This window comes from Nonlabens sp. Asnod3-A02 (assembly GCF_045063755.1).
Classification (GTDB): Bacteria; Bacteroidota; Bacteroidia; order Flavobacteriales; family Flavobacteriaceae; genus Nonlabens; species Nonlabens xylanidelens.
On the sequence record NZ_JBEFOC010000008.1, the window covers coordinates 423,696 to 441,084 of the forward strand.

At 35.2% G+C, this 17,389-nt stretch carries 19 protein-coding genes and 1 pseudogene; 10 read left to right on the plus strand and 10 right to left on the minus strand.

Features of this window, described 5'->3' with window-relative positions; genetic code table 11:
* Positions 1–42 precede the first annotated feature (42 nt).
* Positions 43–1,074 (minus strand): hypothetical protein, encoded by a 1,032-nt coding sequence (locus ACJJVN_RS11875; protein WP_405378283.1) that lies wholly within the window; start codon positions 1,072–1,074, stop codon positions 43–45.
* Positions 1,075–1,274: 200 nt separating this feature from the next.
* On the opposite strand from ACJJVN_RS11875, the gene ACJJVN_RS11880 reads away from it, so the two are divergent.
* The 3 genes from ACJJVN_RS11880 to ACJJVN_RS11890 are packed head-to-tail and all read left to right on the plus strand — an operon-like array spanning position 1,275 to position 4,830.
* Positions 1,275–3,632, plus strand: a complete 2,358-nt coding sequence (locus ACJJVN_RS11880) for a histidine kinase (protein WP_405378285.1) — start codon at positions 1,275–1,277, stop codon at positions 3,630–3,632.
* A gap of 21 nt (positions 3,633–3,653) precedes the next feature.
* Positions 3,654–4,085: a hypothetical protein gene (locus tag ACJJVN_RS11885; RefSeq protein WP_405378287.1), complete on the plus strand. Its 432-nt coding sequence runs from the start codon at positions 3,654–3,656 to the stop codon at positions 4,083–4,085.
* Between the two features lie 10 nt (positions 4,086–4,095).
* Positions 4,096–4,830 (plus strand): LytR/AlgR family response regulator transcription factor, encoded by a 735-nt coding sequence (locus tag ACJJVN_RS11890; protein ID WP_405378289.1) that lies wholly within the window; start codon positions 4,096–4,098, stop codon positions 4,828–4,830.
* On the opposite strand, the gene murI is transcribed toward ACJJVN_RS11890, so the two are convergent.
* The 5 genes from murI to ACJJVN_RS11915 all read right to left on the minus strand — a co-directional run bounded on the left by murI (position 4,827) and on the right by ACJJVN_RS11915 (position 8,819).
* Positions 4,827–5,612: a glutamate racemase gene (murI, locus tag ACJJVN_RS11895; RefSeq protein ID WP_405378291.1), complete on the minus strand. Its 786-nt coding sequence runs from the start codon at positions 5,610–5,612 to the stop codon at positions 4,827–4,829. The two genes, ACJJVN_RS11890 and murI, sit on opposite strands and share 4 nt — an antisense overlap.
* Before the next feature lie 74 nt (positions 5,613–5,686).
* A complete protein-coding gene (locus tag ACJJVN_RS11900) occupies positions 5,687–5,818 on the minus strand; it encodes a FeoB-associated Cys-rich membrane protein (protein WP_405378293.1) in 132 nt (43 codons plus the stop codon).
* Complete coding sequence (feoB, locus tag ACJJVN_RS11905) at positions 5,818–7,938, minus strand: ferrous iron transport protein B (protein WP_405378295.1); 2,121 nt, start codon at positions 7,936–7,938, stop codon at positions 5,818–5,820. Before feoB ends, ACJJVN_RS11900 begins: the two co-directional genes overlap by 1 nt.
* Positions 7,931–8,161, minus strand: a complete 231-nt coding sequence (locus ACJJVN_RS11910) for a FeoA family protein (protein ID WP_104514086.1) — start codon at positions 8,159–8,161, stop codon at positions 7,931–7,933. Before ACJJVN_RS11910 ends, feoB begins: the two co-directional genes overlap by 8 nt.
* A gap of 127 nt (positions 8,162–8,288) precedes the next feature.
* Entirely contained in the window at positions 8,289–8,819 is a 531-nt protein-coding gene (locus tag ACJJVN_RS11915) for a hypothetical protein (RefSeq protein WP_405378297.1), read from the minus strand.
* A gap of 288 nt (positions 8,820–9,107) precedes the next feature.
* On the opposite strand from ACJJVN_RS11915, the pseudogene ACJJVN_RS11920 reads away from it, so the two are divergent.
* Positions 9,108–9,319, plus strand: a pseudogene (locus ACJJVN_RS11920) (IS1595 family transposase); the annotation flags it as partial.
* Between the two features lie 134 nt (positions 9,320–9,453).
* The gene (locus ACJJVN_RS11925) at positions 9,454–10,080 is read left to right on the plus strand and encodes a hypothetical protein (protein ID WP_405378299.1); all 627 of its coding nucleotides are present in this window, start codon (positions 9,454–9,456) and stop codon (positions 10,078–10,080) included.
* Positions 10,081–10,083: 3 nt separating this feature from the next.
* On the opposite strand, the gene rnhA is transcribed toward ACJJVN_RS11925, so the two are convergent.
* Positions 10,084–10,551: a ribonuclease HI gene (gene rnhA / locus ACJJVN_RS11930; protein WP_405378300.1), complete on the minus strand. Its 468-nt coding sequence runs from the start codon at positions 10,549–10,551 to the stop codon at positions 10,084–10,086.
* Entirely contained in the window at positions 10,551–11,114 is a 564-nt protein-coding gene (locus ACJJVN_RS11935) for a phosphoribosylglycinamide formyltransferase (RefSeq protein WP_405378302.1), read from the minus strand. The genes rnhA and ACJJVN_RS11935 overlap by 1 nt, the downstream gene beginning before the upstream one ends.
* 154 nt (positions 11,115–11,268) lie before the next feature.
* Between ACJJVN_RS11935 and ACJJVN_RS11940 the strand changes: the two genes are divergently transcribed.
* The 5 genes from ACJJVN_RS11940 to pyk all read left to right on the plus strand — a co-directional run bounded on the left by ACJJVN_RS11940 (position 11,269) and on the right by pyk (position 15,618).
* Positions 11,269–11,505 carry an acyl carrier protein gene (locus ACJJVN_RS11940; RefSeq protein WP_015361896.1) on the plus strand — a complete coding sequence of 79 codons (237 nt, stop codon included), beginning with the start codon at positions 11,269–11,271 and terminating at the stop codon, positions 11,503–11,505.
* A gap of 10 nt (positions 11,506–11,515) precedes the next feature.
* Positions 11,516–12,763, plus strand: a complete 1,248-nt coding sequence (gene fabF, locus ACJJVN_RS11945) for a beta-ketoacyl-ACP synthase II (RefSeq protein WP_104514091.1) — start codon at positions 11,516–11,518, stop codon at positions 12,761–12,763.
* Between the two features lie 18 nt (positions 12,764–12,781).
* Positions 12,782–13,516, plus strand: a complete 735-nt coding sequence (rnc, locus tag ACJJVN_RS11950; protein ID WP_104514092.1) for a ribonuclease III — start codon at positions 12,782–12,784, stop codon at positions 13,514–13,516.
* Between the two features lie 183 nt (positions 13,517–13,699).
* Positions 13,700–14,188 (plus strand): IPExxxVDY family protein, encoded by a 489-nt coding sequence (locus ACJJVN_RS11955; protein ID WP_104514093.1) that lies wholly within the window; start codon positions 13,700–13,702, stop codon positions 14,186–14,188.
* The gene (gene pyk, locus ACJJVN_RS11960; protein WP_104514094.1) at positions 14,188–15,618 is read left to right on the plus strand and encodes a pyruvate kinase; all 1,431 of its coding nucleotides are present in this window, start codon (positions 14,188–14,190) and stop codon (positions 15,616–15,618) included. Before ACJJVN_RS11955 ends, pyk begins: the two co-directional genes overlap by 1 nt.
* Positions 15,619–15,681: 63 nt before the next feature.
* Here pyk and ACJJVN_RS11965 read toward each other — a convergent pair whose 3' ends face one another.
* A complete protein-coding gene (locus ACJJVN_RS11965; RefSeq protein WP_104514095.1) occupies positions 15,682–16,185 on the minus strand; it encodes a PAS domain-containing protein in 504 nt (167 codons plus the stop codon).
* A gap of 56 nt (positions 16,186–16,241) precedes the next feature.
* On the minus strand, positions 16,242–17,345 hold the full coding sequence (gene dinB, locus ACJJVN_RS11970; RefSeq protein WP_405378304.1) for a DNA polymerase IV: 1,104 nt from the start codon (positions 17,343–17,345) through the stop codon (positions 16,242–16,244).
* Positions 17,346–17,389: the final 44 nt, after the last annotated feature.

Below are 17,389 nucleotides of genomic sequence, written 5' to 3' on the forward strand. Positions count from 1 at the left end.
CAGTACATTATACTCTAACAAAAGTTCTTTAGTAGAAATAATTTAATTATTAGGTAATTGTTTGATATCTATAGGTCCATTAGGACTTACCACATATACCTTAGGATGCGGTGTTTTAACAGGAGCAGGTTTCGGATCTGGTTTCTTTTCAACAGGTTTGAGAGTGTATTGTAGACTTAAATCCATACCTAATTGTATTACTGGTTTTGTAATTGCAGCATTTACAACAATATCATACCCATTATACGGTATAGGATCATAGTAATAAGAAGTAGGTTTTCTCACCTTAGTCACGCTCTTTTGATTCTTTAAGGACTCCATACTTACATTTTCGGCAGCGAGGTAGCTTTTATAAAAATCCTTAGGTGTATGGTAGTATTTTTTATCGGCCATCATGACGTTGTAATTCTTCATTTCAAAACCTAATTTCTCATAATATACTTTCTTCTTAGCCACCTCAACAAGTAGTTTATTTTGTAAATCTTCATAAACTGCCTCTAGATTCTTTACGTAATAATCCACCTTAACCAGGTTATAAACCTCAGCTTTACCACAGGCAGTGAGAATTTTTTGAAAATCAGTGTCTTTTCTATAGCTGATTAATAAATTTTGCTGGAGTTCAAAACCTACAGGAACTTCTGTGTAGGTTTTAGAAAATAGTTTTTTAGTCACTTCTATTTCATATTGCGGTACAAAGGAAATCATATCAAGTGCAAACTCTCCTTGAAAACCTTTTTGCGTCAGTTCTTTCTTAATCAACTCAATTTTATCATTCATAAGTTGCGTCGTCTCCTCGGCAGTTTTACCTACCTGTATTATGTTAAACACAGCCGTATAATCTGTTGCATCAACATTATATAGCGATCTTAGATTAATACTCAACACGTTAGTAGGTCGCAATGGTGTGTGTGCTTCTGCATATGCTTTTCTATAAACAGCACCATTTCCCATACTGGTCGCAATGTTTGCTCTTGATATGGACAGGTCTTCTGCCTGATTTTGAAAATTACCCATATGCTGAGCACTGATTATTAAAGCAGTAAGCATTAAAACTGTAGTGAAGATCTTTTTCATTTTGACTTGATTTTGATTCAAATCTATCGGTATAAAAAACCTTTATATAGTTAGAATGAGGGAAACCGCAGTTTGAATGAGGGAAAATAGATAGTTGGTGAGTCATCTTTCGCGAAAGCGGTAAAAACACCATCTATACTGCCCAAAACGAACATTTTAACGAGGTGCATATATTTTTTAATGACTAAGTTTACACCATAATGAGACAGCTATTTACTTTACTAATTGTGTTATTGAGCCTTCAAACACTGATGGCACAAAACACTGGGTTTAAAACATCCAGGACTCTAGAAACCACGATGACTCTAGAAGGACGTGTTCTTAATGAAGACGGAACGCCTATTTCTGGAGCAAATGTAGAAGGTAAAATGGGCCGCTATGCCACTACAAATGGAATGGGCTATTTTAAACTACCTGCAAATATGGGAGAAGAAATAGTGATAAGAGGTCTTGATTTTGAAACTGTTTATTACCGCATTAGATCTGATGAAGATATAGAAATACGCGTTCAAAATCCTGAACAAGACACTCAAAAACTAAGGTCCATTTCTTACAAAATCGCCATGGATAGTGCACAATTTTATTTAAAGAAAGACGCTCAAAAAACTGCCGATTTCCTTATCGCAGCACTGTCTAACAACCCTAAATCATTATCTACAACACAAGAAAGTGCTGCCTATGAAAAGCTAGGTGATCTTTATACGTTTAATAAACAGTACGATCTTGCTATAGATAATTATACCCAAGCTGAAGCACTAGAGAAATCGTTTAAAATCACAATTAAAAAAGCAGACGCGCTGCGATTAAATGGTAATTATCAAGAAGCTATTACTGCATACAGCACACCTTATTTTTCAAACAACAAAGCAGTCAAATCTATTCCACTTTCCATTAAAGATCAACTCTCTAGAGTTAATGGTCTAGGAGATACTTATGCTAAAACTAACAATAATAAAAAAGCGATTGAATACTATAAAATAGCATTAGATATTGCTCAAACCAGTGATTTAAAGAGTCAAGTTACCACTATCAACTCAAAAATAGCAGCTCTTTTAAATGAGATAGGTCAGGTAGACGACGCAGAGTCTTATTACAACACAGCTATTAAAGAATCTAAAAAAGAGAGCCCCAAGGCAAATGTGGTCACACAATCTCAAACTGCAGATTTCTACAATAGCAATGCACAATTTGACAAAGAAATAGCACTGCGTAAAAACAACATACAACTTCTAGACGAAATAGCCGCTAACAAAAAAAGGGTAAAAGGAAAACCAGAAAGTGTTGCAACTGACAATAAAGAAGGTTTTTTAAACAGCCCTAAATTAATGGCCGAATCAGAAAGTGTTTCTAGCGAATATGACATGGAAGAAATAGTCATGGATAGTCCAGTAGAAACTACCTCAATTGCTCCTGTGACAGAAAACACTAATTTAGGACTGACCAAGCAAAAAGAACAACTTAAAATAGCTGAGGCTTTAAAATCTCAAAATAAAATTAGTGAAGCCATCTCATTTTTTGAAGCTAGTCTAGAAGAAGCAACTGTTAATAATGACCTTGCTATCAAGAAAGACGCGGCAAAAAGTCTTTATGAATTGAATAAAAAAGCTGGGAATACTAAAAAAGCTCTCTCTTATAATGAACTATACATTAACACCGTAGATGCGCTTTATTTAGAAAAGGAAAACGAACTGGAAGAAACGGCTAGAAAAGCAAAAGAGCTGGTTTCAAAACAGAATAGAATCCTAACCTTAGAAAAAGATCGCGAGCTAACTGAGAATAAAATAGCATTGATCAACACAGAGCGAGAACTGACTCAAGAGATGAACCAGCGACAGCGCTGGATTATTTATTCTCTAGTGGCTCTAAGCCTGCTATTACTTACCCTGGCTTATTTTATGTACCGCAATAACAAGCAGCAAAAAATTAACAACCACTTGCTAGCCTTAAAGTCGTTGCGCAGTCAGATGAATCCGCATTTTATATTCAATGCACTGAACTCTGTGAACAACTACATTACTCAAAATGACGAGCGTGCTGCAAACAAATACCTAGCAGATTTCTCAAAACTGATGCGTAGTGTTTTAGAAAATAGCGAGTTAGATTTTATACCGCTAGAAAAAGAAATCGACCTTTTAGGGTTGTACTTGAAACTGGAACACGAGCGCTTTAAAGATAAATTTGATTTTAAACTTACCATAGATCCCGCTATAAAAGAAGCTCATTTGCAAGTGCCTCCTATGTTGTTGCAACCTATAATTGAAAATGCCGTGTGGCATGGATTGCGTTATAAAAAAGAAAAAGGCTTTTTAAATGTTGCTTTCGCGAAAGCAGAAAAAGGAATCAAAGTCACCATAACCGATAATGGAATAGGTAGAGAACAATCTAAGGCTATTAAAACCGAACATCAAAAGAAGCGCGATTCTAAAGGATTGGGTAATATCAATAACCGTGTCGCTTTATTGAATGAATTACATGATTGTGAGATTGATATAAAAGTAAGCGATGCTGGATTGAGTCCAGATGTTGGGACTACCGTTGTTGTGAATTTTAAAAATTAAGCACCAGTTCAAAAAAAGATCATGAAAGAGATGGAAGACAAAATACATGAAGAGATCAAAAGCTTATCCCAATCTGGAGATACGCTAGCCGAGGAAGGGAAATATGATGAAGCACTTACAGAATACTGGAATGCTTTTAATTTAATTCCTGAACCTAAAAATGAATGGAAAGCTACTACCTGGGTTTTGGCAGCCATAGGAGACGCTAACTTTCTCGGAAAAGATTACGAGGCAGGAATAGATAATTTGAGCAATGCTATGTACTGTCCCGATGCTATAGGAAATCCCTTTTTACACTTGAGATTAGGACAATGCTTATTTGAAATGGAATTCTTAGACCAGGCGGCCGACGAATTAATACGTGCTTATGCTCTAGAAGGAGAAGAACTTTTTTCTGAAGACGACCCAAAATATCTTGATTTTTTAAGAGCTAGAATTGAATCATCTAAGTAAACTAAAACCTATGAAACTAACCGCCATAATAGTAGAAGACGAGAAAATCTCTAGAGACATTTTAAAAAATTACATTTCAAAATATTGTCCGCAAGTAGAGGTTCTTAATGAGGCCACTAATGTAGAAGAGGCATTTACTTTACTTGAAAAAACAGAGGTAGACTTAGTTTTTCTAGATGTAGAAATGCCTTATGGAACTGCGTTTGATCTTCTTGATAAATTACCTAACCGTACTTTTGAGACGGTTTTTGTAACCGCTTATGATCAGTATGCAAAAGATGCGCTTAATCAACAGGCGGCTTATTACCTGACTAAACCTATTGATATAGATGAATTGATAAAAGCGACTGAAATAGTAAGCGCTATTAAAGAACGTGAAAATGAAGTCAATGTAGATTTGAGTATCAAAGAAGAAAACAGCTCACAGCTTACTGATAAAATTACTATCCCTACCCAAGAAGGTTTTGAGGTATTGCCTATAAAGGATATTATCTATTGCACTGCAGATGATAATTATACTCATATCTTCTTAGAAAACGACAAGAAACTAGTCTCTAAGACCTTGAAACATTTTGACGACATGTTATCTGACAAAGGTTTTGCACGCATTCATAAATCGCACTTGATTAATGTATCTCATGTAACAGCTTATAAAAAAGGTAAAGGTGGTAGTGTGATGTTAGGCGATAAAGAACTACCTGTAAGTCCCAGTAAAAAACTAGCTTTATTTGAGTACTTCTCTTAAAAGTCCAGTGATTGAACCTTGCGATTTGCTATTTCTTGAGTTAACGCATCTAGCACATCTGTCTTTAAATTAGAGTAAAGTAAGTGTTTACCAGGCGTTGTATTCAGATTAATTAAGTTTTGAGACTTTAATATATTTAAAGTCTGTCTTGCTACCGCCGCACCGGAGTCTATAATACGCACACGAGCAGGAAGCAGCTCTTGCAGCATTTCTTTTATATATGGATAGTGACTACAGCCTAGGACTAGATAATCGATACCTGAGATCATAAAAGGCTCTGTAATACTTATAAGAAGGTCATGCATCTCTTCACTATCTGTCTTACCAGCTTCTATGAGTTCTACAATACCAGTCCCAACTATCTCTATGGTATTTACATCTTGGGTAAATTCTTTTTGAGTTTTATTAAACAACTCACTGGAAAGTGTTCCTCTAGTCGCTAGAATTCCTATTTTCTTAGTATCACTTTTAAGTGCAGCAGGCTTTATAGCTGGCTCTATACCTATAAAAGGCACGTCGTAATTTGCTCTTAAATAAGATATAGCATTAGTAGTAGCTGTATTGCATGGTATAGCTATAAGCTTGCAATTTTGACTTAATAGATATTCTGTGTTTTTAATACAAAGCTCAATGATTTGTTGCTTTGACTTGCGTCCATAGGGTGCATATTTAGAGTCGGCAAGGTATATGGTATTCTCATGTGGCAATAACTCTATTACCTCTTTCCACACACTCGTGCCGCCTACTCCAGAATCAAAAAAACCTATCGGGCGATCATTCATATGGTAAAAATAAAAAATTCTAGTCTAGATAATTGATTTTAGTCTCGCTTTCGCGAAAGCGGAACCGTCAAAATCTAATGGCAGCCACAATCACCATCACCACAACCAGATGAGTTGAATTTTTTAGGGAAAATAGATTTTCTAAATAACCAGAGAATAGCAACAACAGCTATTACAAATACAGATATAGTTTGAAATATTTCCATTACTTGAGAAATTGATAAGCTCCTAAAGCTGCAAAATATGCCGCAGCGGTCATGAAGAAAAATTGAATTGCTGGCCATTTCCAGCTATTGGTTTCTCGTTTTACTATAGCAAGCGTGCTCATACATTGCATGGCAAACGCATAAAATAGCAATAAAGAAATACCACTGGCAAAGTTAAATAAAGGCCCACCTAGAATAGGATTAGTCTCTGCAGCCATGCGGTTTTTAATCGTTTGCTCTTCTTCTCCATCGCTTTCTACACTATAAATAGTAGCTAGTGTACCTACAAAAACTTCACGTGCTGCAAACGAGCTTACTATGGCTATTCCTATCTTCCAGTCATACCCTAGAGGTCTTACGGCTGGCTCTATTCCTTTACCTATGTAACCTATAAAACTGTACTCTAATTCATGAGAGGCGATCTTTTGATCCATTTCTTGATCACTTAAGTCCTGTCCTGCATATTGCTCTTTTACAATAGCCTCTGCATTATTAAATTGTTCTCCTAAACCATAACTAGCAAGAATCCATAGCACAACAGATATAGCCATGATTATCTTACCTGCTCCTACTACAAAGCTTTTCGTTTTTTCAATTACCGTTATAGCTACGTTTTTAAACATAGGTAGCTTATAAGCGGGCATCTCCATAACAAAAAATGTTTTGCGCTTAATAGGCAGTATTTTATTTAATACCCATGCAGAAAATATAGAAGCAGCAAAACCTAATAAATACAGCAACATAAGTGTGAGTCCCTGCATATTAAAAGCGCCACCCAGTATACGTTGATCTGGAATTACTAGAGATATGATAATTAAATAAACTGGTAATCTAGCAGAGCAGGTTGTAAACGGCACTACCAGTATAGTTATTAAACGCTCTTTCCAGTCTTCTATGTTTCTAGTTGCCATTACTGCTGGTATCGCACAAGCTACTCCAGAGACTAACGGCACCACACTTTTACCACTAAGACCAAATCGTTTCATGATATGATCCATAAGAAAGACCACACGACTCATATAACCGCTTTCTTCTAGAATGGCTATAAAGAGAAATAAAAAGGCTATTTGCGGTATAAATATGACTATCCCACCTAGACCTGGTATGATACCTTCTGACAGTAAATCTGTGAGTGGTCCTGCTGGAAGCAAGTTATTAACCCAAGTGCTCATACTAGCAAATGCTGCATCTATCCAGTCCATAGGATAAGTACTCCAGTCATAAATGGCCTGAAAGATGACAAATAGAATCACAAAGAAGATTAAGTAACCCCACACTTTATGTAATAGAATGCGATCTAATCTTGTTCTTATATCCTTAGCATTTGCAGCGTCAACGGAAAGTACCTTTTTAAGTAAACCATTAATAAATTGATAACGCACCACGGTTTCTTTGTGTTGCATCTTCTTGAGATCTGCCTCGGACTTAATATCAAATTTATGTTGTTTCAGGTCGTCTAGTTCTCTATTACGGTCTAGTTTACCAAAGTTGACATCCTGTGTAATGACTAACCACAGTTTATAAACCTGCTGGTTAGGATATGTTTTTTTAAGTGTATTAAAATAAGGCACATCTATTACAGATGCGTTTACGCAAGGTTGAGAGGTGAGTTGTTTATAATTTGCTATCGCATCTTTAAGATCTTTTATCCCTTCGTTTTTACGAGCACTAACTAGAACCACTTTAGTATTAAGCTCTTCTTCCATGAGCTCGATATCTAGAGAAATCGCCTTACGCTTCATACGGTCTGCCATGTTAATGACTAGTATGGTAGGGATTTCTAAATCTTTAATTTGTGTAAAGACTAGTAAATTACGTTTTAGGTTTTCAATATCAGACACCACTACGGCGACATCTGGAAAATCTTTAGAATTTTTATTAAGTAAAGTTTCTATAACTATACTCTCGTCTAAAGATGTGGTATTAAGGCTATACGTTCCTGGAAGATCTAGAATATGTGCTTTAAGACCACGATCTAGTTTACATATACCTTCTTTCTTTTCTACCGTTATACCAGGATAGTTTCCTACCTGTTGATTAAGACCAGTAAGTCTATTAAAAAGCGAAGTTTTCCCAGTATTGGGATTACCTATTAACGATACATTAATTGACTTACCCATGAATTTCTACACTAATTTTAAGCGCTGTTTCTCTTCTTATCGCAAGATGAGTACCATTAATATCTAGATATATAGGGTCTTTAAAAGGTGCAGACTGCATCATAGTAACACGATTACCTGGCAGGCATCCCATTTCTAATAATTTTAACGGCACGTCTATTTCATCAAACTGTTTGATTATAGCCGTCTCTCCTCTTTTTAAATGTGCGATAGTAATACCCAACTCTTATTTAGAATAAATTTGAATAAGCAAAAATAAGCTAACGCAGTGGTTTGTTAAAATTTAAGTTGTTAAAGATGTGGGAAGGTTGCTTTCATATCGCTTTCGCGAAAGCGGAATTTTTAAAAATCTAATTACCGGATAGAGAAAATCGCAATCCCAATGCTAGTGTATTCATATCTAATCGATCTTCGAAAACAAAGTGATATCCTAAAAACACTCCAAAGTCGTCATTCAAATTATAAGTAAGCAAGGGCATGGAAAATGTATGGACTCCAATCTCAGAATCAGGAATTTCATTATTCATGCTGTTTAAAAATGCCACATCTGGTTTTCCTAATGGGATTTTTGTACCAGAATCTATTTGTAAAGTAAATTTTTCTGTGATTTGATATATAAGGCTAAATGCCAAAGAACCGTAAAGCTTACTATCCTTGCTAAGATTATCGTTATTAAAATTATAATAATAACCACCTAATTGCGCACCTACATTGAATTTAGATTCTTTTTTCAATAAATAATTACTATAATCTGCCGCATAATAAGAAGATACGTCACTACTTAGACCTATTCCTCCATGAAATCTCGTATCGCTTTGAGCTATCGATAATGCTGAAATTAAAAGTAAGAGATAAAAGAGAACAGTTTTCATTTTTTTCATAATCTTATAGTTTTAAGTTAATTACACCATAAAGTAAATCACCAAATTTATTAGTAGAAAACCTAATTAACCGCCTAACCATCAGTGCCGAATTAATCATTAAACTGTTGACAACCTTTAAAAATTGATAGCGTAAGAACAGTAAAAGAGCTTATATTTTTTGAAAAGCATGGAAGAATCAACAACGATTTAATAAAAGTGCCTTAGACCGCTCATAGTAAGATTCAATTTCTTCTTTAAACTTCTCTTCTTTAATAGATTCTATACCTATCCCATATTCAATAGGTTTACGACATCACTCAAATAAAGAGTAATAGAGAGTTAAATTTCAAAGCTTTACATACAAGATTAATCAGATTAAATCATGGATAAGAATTATATATTCATGGGTGAGTGAACATAATCTAAATAGATATTTTAATGAATTTAAAAAAAAAATCAACAGATCACAAACTAAGTCAACTGTATTTAATAACCTTGCTAATAAAATGGTTAATTAAGATATAATTTAGCTAACTAAATTAATACGTAACTAGCTACCGAATTCTACTATAATATTAACTTATTTCATTTTATATCATATACTTATAAAAAAAATAGTAAATTGAATTTGTTAGAAGAAAACAGTATTATTATGAAAAAATTAATTCTATTCCTAATCTTGATATTTTCAAATCAATTTATTTACAGTCAGGTAGGTATAAATACTACTACACCAACTGCTGAATTAGACATTAACACATCGGCACTAAATTTACCTGCTCTAAATATTGAACCACAGTCAACTCCTACAGGCACAGCAACAGGCCAGATAGCAGTCATAGGGGATCAATTATACATGTATGATGCTACTCGAGCCAAATGGTTATCTACAGATGCTATACCGTTAATTTTTTCAAGATCTGGAGATGTTACAGGTACCCAAAACTTAAGACTAGCAGGTAATGCTACTTCTGTAAACTCAGGTTTATTAATGCCTTATAATGGTACTGTAGTAGCCATAACTACAAATTCTAATGTTAGTAGTAACACAACAACTAACAATCTATCAACTCCCTTTAATATAAGAATTAGAGAAGAAGACAATACAGTTGCAGGTGGTGAAATAAACTTTAATCTCCTCGCTGGAAAGTATATAGATACAACTATTAATCTAGACTTCGTTATCGGTAATCATATTACTGCAAGAACATCTAATACAGGAACAGACTCCATAAACAATCCAGTTGTAACCGTATGGATAAAATGGCGAGCAAACTAATAATTATAACTTCTCAAATTCTTCATCAATAAGGTGATCACTTTTATTAAGGGCTGCATTTACCGCCAGCGCATCACAACGTTCATTAATAGGGTGGTCATTATGCCCTTTTACCCATTGCATTTTAGGTTGTGTACGATTGTAGACTTTTAAGAAACGTTTCCATAGGTCTGGATTCTTCACATTTTTCCATTTGCGTTTTATCCAGCCTGCCATCCAGTTTTTATTGATAGCATCACTTACATAACGACTGTCTGTAAAAACAGTGATAGTTACTTTATGATCTGGCTTTATCTTTTCTAGTGCTTCTATAACCGCCAGTAATTCCATACGATTGTTAGTGGTCTTGCGATATCCTTGAGAAAATTCTTTTTTAAAATTCTTTCCTACGGCTATCATCACTATTCCATAACCTCCTGGTCCTGGATTACCACGAGAAGATCCATCTGTATATATATGTACCTGATCCATTATTTAAGTAATTCTTCTATAGTCTTAGCAAAGTGTTCTTGTTCTAACTTATGAATTTTTGCTGCAAGATCATCGGCAGTATCGTTTTGAGAAATACAACAAGTTGCTTGCTTTATTATGGCGCCTTCGTCATAATTTTCATTCACATAATGGATGGTTATCCCACTTTCTTGCTCTTTATTTTCAATAATTGCACGGTGTACATTCATGCCATACATGCCTTTACCGCCGTAATTAGGTAATAAAGCAGGGTGAATGTTAATAATTTTATTTGGAAATAATTTTACGAGACTTTCTGGGATTTTCCACAAAAAGCCTGCTAACACTAGTAAATCAGGCATTTCTGCCTTTAAAAGAGTTTCTACTGTTCCCGCTTTCGCGAAAGCAGATCTATTAAAACTCATCGCAGGAACACCAAATTTACTCGCTCTTTCTAAGACAAATGCTTGAGGTTTATTAGACAAAACTAAAGAAACCTGAACAGAATCCACCTCTTTAAAATGATCCATAATAGACTGAGCATTAGTACCATTACCACTAGCAAGGATTATTATTTTTTTCATAAATTTATTTGGCAGGCTTGTTGCAAAGCCAGTGATGAGTTAGTTATTATTATTAAAATAAATGAAATTGCAAGTTAACTCAAATGACTAAAACATGGTATTAACCCAAAGTTTGTTATTTTTGCGATTCATTTAAAATTAAAATTAGATTATTATGTCAGACATTGCATCAAGAGTAAAAGCGATTATCGTAGACAAATTAGGTGTTGACGAAAACGAAGTTGTAACAGAAGCAAGCTTCACAAACGACTTAGGCGCAGACTCACTAGATACAGTTGAGTTGATCATGGAATTCGAAAAAGAATTTGATATCCAGATCCCAGATGACCAAGCTGAAAACATAGCTACAGTAGGTCAAGCTGTTTCATACATAGAAGAAGCAAAAGCGTAATTTATATTACATGGAATTAAAGCGAGTTGTCATTACAGGAATGGGTGCCCTTACTCCTATAGGGAATAACCTAGAAGAATATTGGGAGGCGTTAAAAGCTGGTAAGAGCGGTTGTGCTCCTATCACATACTTTGATACAGAACATTTCAAGACAAAATTCGCTTGTGAAATCAAGAACTTTACGGTGACTGATTTCATAGACCGCAAGGAAGCTAGGCGTATGGATCGATTTGCACAGTATGCACTGGTAGCAGGCGATGAAGCGATAGCCGACTCTGGATTAGATATCGACTCTATAGATAAGTATAGAGTCGGTGTTATCTGGGGTGCTGGAATAGGTGGTCTAGAAACATTTCAGGAAGAAGTTAAGTCATTTGCTGCCGGTAACGGTACGCCACGATTTAATCCTTTCTTTATACCAAAAATGATTGCAGATATAGCTCCCGCTCATATTTCTATAAAATATGGCTTTATGGGACCTAACTATACTACAGTATCTGCATGCGCATCGAGTGCAAATGCTATGCTCGACGCTGTTAATTATATTAGACTAGGACATTGTGACGTTATAGTAACTGGTGGCTCTGAAGCTGCAGTTGCACAAGCAGGTATGGGCGGTTTTAACGCCATGCATGCATTATCAACTCGCAATGAAAGCCCTGAGACTGCAAGTCGTCCATTTGATGCGACCAGAGATGGTTTTGTATTAGGGGAAGGCGCTGGCGCTCTAGTTCTAGAAGACTATGAATATGCAAAAGCTCGTGGAGCAAAAATCTATGCTGAGGTTATAGGTGGTGGTTTCTCTAGTGACGCATATCACATTACAGCTCCAGATCCAGAAGGACGCGGCGTAATAGCTGTAATGAAAAACACGCTACAAAATGCAGGTATTAATCCTGAAGACGTAGATCACATTAACACTCATGGAACATCTACACCTCTAGGTGACGTTGCAGAGTTAAAGGCCATAAAAGCCGTATTTGGTGATCACGCTCCTAACATAAGTATCAATTCTACTAAGTCTATGACAGGCCACCTTCTAGGTGCTGCTGGTGCTATAGAATCAATTGCAAGTGTAATGGCTATCAACGAGGGAATTATCCCACCGACGATAAATCATACCACTGTAGATGAAAATATAGATCCATCATTACGACTGGTATTGAACAAACCTGAAAAAAGAGAGGTAAACGTTGCATTGAGTAACACTTTCGGTTTCGGTGGACATAACTGTTGTATTGCCTTTAGAAAGATCTAAACCGATCTTTTAATCCGTATGAATAGAATACGCAAAATATTTAAATCTCGAAGTAAAGCTCATACTAACGAGAAATTATTTAGTGCGATTAAGAAAATGACAGGCCTCAAGGCCCATGACATTTCTTTATACGAAACTGCTTTTACCCATAAATCAATGGGATTAAAGACAGACAAAGGTTTTGCGCAAAGTTATGAACGTCTAGAATTTTTAGGAGACGCTATTCTAGGTGCGGTCATAGCAGAATATATTTACAATGAAGTACCTAGCGGTGACGAAGGTTATCTCACAAAAATGCGTTCTAAAATCGTAAGTAGAGAACATTTAAATGAATTGGGTAGAGATTTTAATCTAATAGATCATGCACAAACACAAGTTCCTACTCGCAACTTTGGCGCAAATATTCACGGTAATTTATTTGAAGCACTCGTAGGTGCGGTTTATCTAGATCGCGGTTATGTAGTTTGTAAAGAATTTATTTTCAAAAAGGTTATAGAACCTTACGTAGATATTGAGAAGCTAGACGGTAAAGTTATTTCTTATAAAAGTTTATTTATAGAATGGTGTCAAAAGCATAAGAAGAAATTTGACTACGACACCTATGAAGACACCGGTGCTAGTGATGTAAGACATTTCTCAGTTAAGCTTTCTATAGATAATCGTGTAATTGCAAAGGCAAGAGCTACATCTAAGAAAAAAGCGGAAGAAAAAGCAAGTAAGAGAGCATTCTTTGCGTTACAAGATAAATTCTAGAGACTCTATCTGAGCATATCTTAATTGCACTTCTCGCTTTCGCGAAAGCGGAATAATATCAAATACTTAAAATAACACCATAACTACTATCGTTTTCGTAATTATTTACGTTTAATTAAAGTGAATAGGCGGTAAAATTGCATATGGTCTTCTTAAATTAGCAAGGTTAATAATATCAAATATATGGCGGTTCACAAATTAACAGATTGGGAATTAGAAGAAGAGCCTTTCATATTAATTGCTATACATTCTACCATAGAGCCTTATAGAATGGCTTATTTACTTAATAAGTTTTTACAAATTAATTTTGCAAGAACTGCGGTAGATCAAGATATTATAGAACCAGCTTATACCGCAAATTATCCGGTGTATAAACATTTTGACAAAGAACAGAATGCACCGTTCTATTTGATACCTAATAAATATTGGGGAATTTCAAATGAAGAATCGGTATCGTTAAGCTTATTTGATCAAACAGATGCAACGCAAGTTAAAACTGTACTGATCAAAGAATATGGGACGGTAGACTTTTTACTTAAAATTGAGAAAGAAGAAGACTTTTTCCCGCTCAAAAAACTAATAAATACTCTTGGGGAAATACCTCAAGTTATTAGTGTCTATCCTGTAGATACTTTTAAAATAAAACAACAAGATTATTTAATATTTGAATAATGCCAAAAAACAAAAAAACTAAAATCGTCGCAACTCTAGGACCTGCTACTGCTTCAAAGCAAGTATTACTAGATATGATGATCGCTGGTGTAAATGTGTTTAGAATTAACTTTTCACATGCAGACCATGAAGATGTAAGAGAACGCGTGCAAATGATACGCGATATTAATGAAGAGCATGGATTTGCTACCGGTATTTTAGGTGACCTACAAGGCCCTAAATTGCGCGTAGGTGTTATGAAAGAAGAAGTAGTTGTTCATCCAGGTGATCAAATAACAATTTCTACCGGAGAGCCCTTTAAAGGTACTGCAGAGCGTGTTTATATGAACTACGAGCACTTTCCTAGAGATGTAAAAGCAGGAGAACGCATATTACTAGATGACGGTAAACTCATGTTTGAAGTAATCTCTACAGATGGTGTAAAAGACGTTGTTACTAAGGTTATTCAAGGTGGTCCATTAAGATCTAAGAAAGGTGTTAATTTACCTCAAACTGACATATCTCTTCCTGCTCTAACAGAAAAGGATGTAGTAGATGCTATTTTTGCTTGTGAACTACAAGTAGACTGGATGGCTCTTTCATTTGTACGTCACAGCCGTGATTTAATGGAATTGCAAGAATTAATAAGTGAGCACTCAGAGGAGAAGATTCCTATAATTGCAAAAATAGAAAAGCCAGAAGCAGTTGAAAACATTGATAAAATCGTCGCTTACTGTGACGGTTTAATGGTGGCTCGTGGTGATCTAGGTGTAGAAATTCCTGCACACGAAGTACCATTGATACAAAAAACACTAGTTCTTAAAGCTAAGAAAGCTCGTATTCCTGTAATTATCGCAACACAAATGATGGAAACGATGATTACTAGCCTTACTCCTACTAGAGCAGAGGTGAATGATGTTGCAAACTCTGTAATGGATGGAGCAGATGCTGTAATGCTATCTGGAGAGACATCTGTAGGTCAGTATCCTGTTCAAGTGATTGAAAAAATGGCGAGTATATGTAGAGCTGTTGAAGACAGTGAATTAATATCTGTTCCATATAGCGCACCACATATTAAGACTAAAAGATATATTACTAAATCGGTATGTTATCACGCTGCAAAAATGGCCGATGAAATAGACGCAAAAGCCATTACTACCATGACTAACTCTGGTTACACAGCATTCCAGATAAGCGCCTGGAGACCAGATGCACACATACTTACCTTTACTAGCAACCATCGCATACTTACTCAGTTAAGTCTACTTTGGGGTGTTAAAGCATTTTTCTATGACCGTTTTGTTAGCACAGACGAGACTATCGAAGACGTAAATAAATTTGCAAAAGAAAATGGCTATGTAGAAAAAGGAGATTTCTTAATTAATCTTGCTGCAATGCCTGTCACAGATAAAGGAATGGTGAATACCTTAAGAGTATCAGAAGTAGAATAAAACTGAGTATATAGTTACATAAAAAGCCTCATCTGTTAGATGAGGCTTTTTTAATATATTAAATTACACGTCGTACTCTTGTTGAAATACTATATAATGTGAAACTTCATCTTCTCCATTATAAATCGGAAAAGCATATTTATCAGACATATAAGGAGTATTATCCTTTCTATAATTAATCATTCTTATTTGATAAGGAATACCTTCAGCAACAGCAACACCCATTAAGAAAATCACATCTTCACTAGTGTCTTTACCATAAAGAGATCTACAAGAAATATTAATTAATTCTTTAGACTGATATCCTGTAAGTTCAAATATATTCTTAGAAGCTACTTTTATAATAGATTGAGTATCTACTAAAACAATAGTATAATCTTTAAAATGACTGAATCTATCTATAAAATATTTAAAGTGCCAGTTGTGCTCCACACCTATTTTATCTAGAGCCTCGAGTACATCTATATCTAGATCCCACAATAATCTCTTAATAATACTCCACGATAGTAATGGAGTACTTTTTAACTCATTATGTAAAACGGTAAATTGAGAACTTTGAAGTTTCATAAAGTCACAAAGCTATAAATTAAGATCTTAATTTCTCCCAATATAGTGTTTATCTTTTAAAAGCCAAAACCCAATTGTACTTCAACAATATCGTTCTCATCTTCATCCTCTTCTTCTATCTTTGAGGTATTGAGGTTACTAAGTGTAATACCTAATAATCTAACGCTCTCTCTAAAACTTTCTTGTTCTAATAGATCAACTGCCGTACTTAAAATAGTTTCTTTATCTCTTATATAGTAAGGCATCGTTTTACTACGAGTTTGAGTTTTAAAATCGCGGTATTTAATTTTAAGAGTAATCGTTTTTCCGGCAACATCAGACTTTGCGATACGTTTTTCTATTTCCTCTGCTATTTGAACGAGGCGTTCTTTCATAAAAACCTCACTAGATATGTTTTCAGAAAAAGTACGCTCGGCACCTAGAGACTTTCTTATTCTGTTTGCCTTTACTGGACTTTTATGTATACCGCGTACTATTTTATAGTAGTGACCACCACTTTTACCAAAATGTTCTACAAGAAACTCTAGAGACTTTCTTTTAAGATCATTACCTGTAAAAATTCCATGCTGGTACATCTTCTCTGCCGTCACTTTTCCTATTCCGTAAAACTTACGAATGTCTAGCTCTTCTAGAAAAGGAATAATCTCTTCTGGAACGATGGTTTTCTGTCCGTTAGGTTTGTTGTAATCGCTGGCTATTTTGGCAATAAATTTATTCACGGAAATCCCTGCACTAGCAGTAATACCTGTAACTTCATAAATACGCCTTCTTATCTCGTATGCGATAATAGTAGCACTCGGGAAGTTGTATTTATTCTCAGTTACATCTAGATAAGCTTCATCAAGAGATAGAGGCTCCACTAGATCTGTATAATCATGAAAAATCTCTCGTATTTGTGTAGAAACCTCTCGGTATCTATCAAATCTATGCTTTACAAAAATAAGATCTGGGCACAATCTTTTTGCAGTAACACTAGGCATAGCACTGCGTACACCATATTTACGCGCTTCATAACTAGCTGCGGCCACAACACCGCGATCACTACCACCACCTACAGCTATAGGTTTACCTCGCAATTCTGGATTATCATGTTGCTCTACAGATGCATAAAACGCATCCATATCTACATGAATAATTTTTCTATCTGCCAGTTCGTGCATGCATCAAAATTACTACCTTTAAAATACATAACCTTAAACATTAA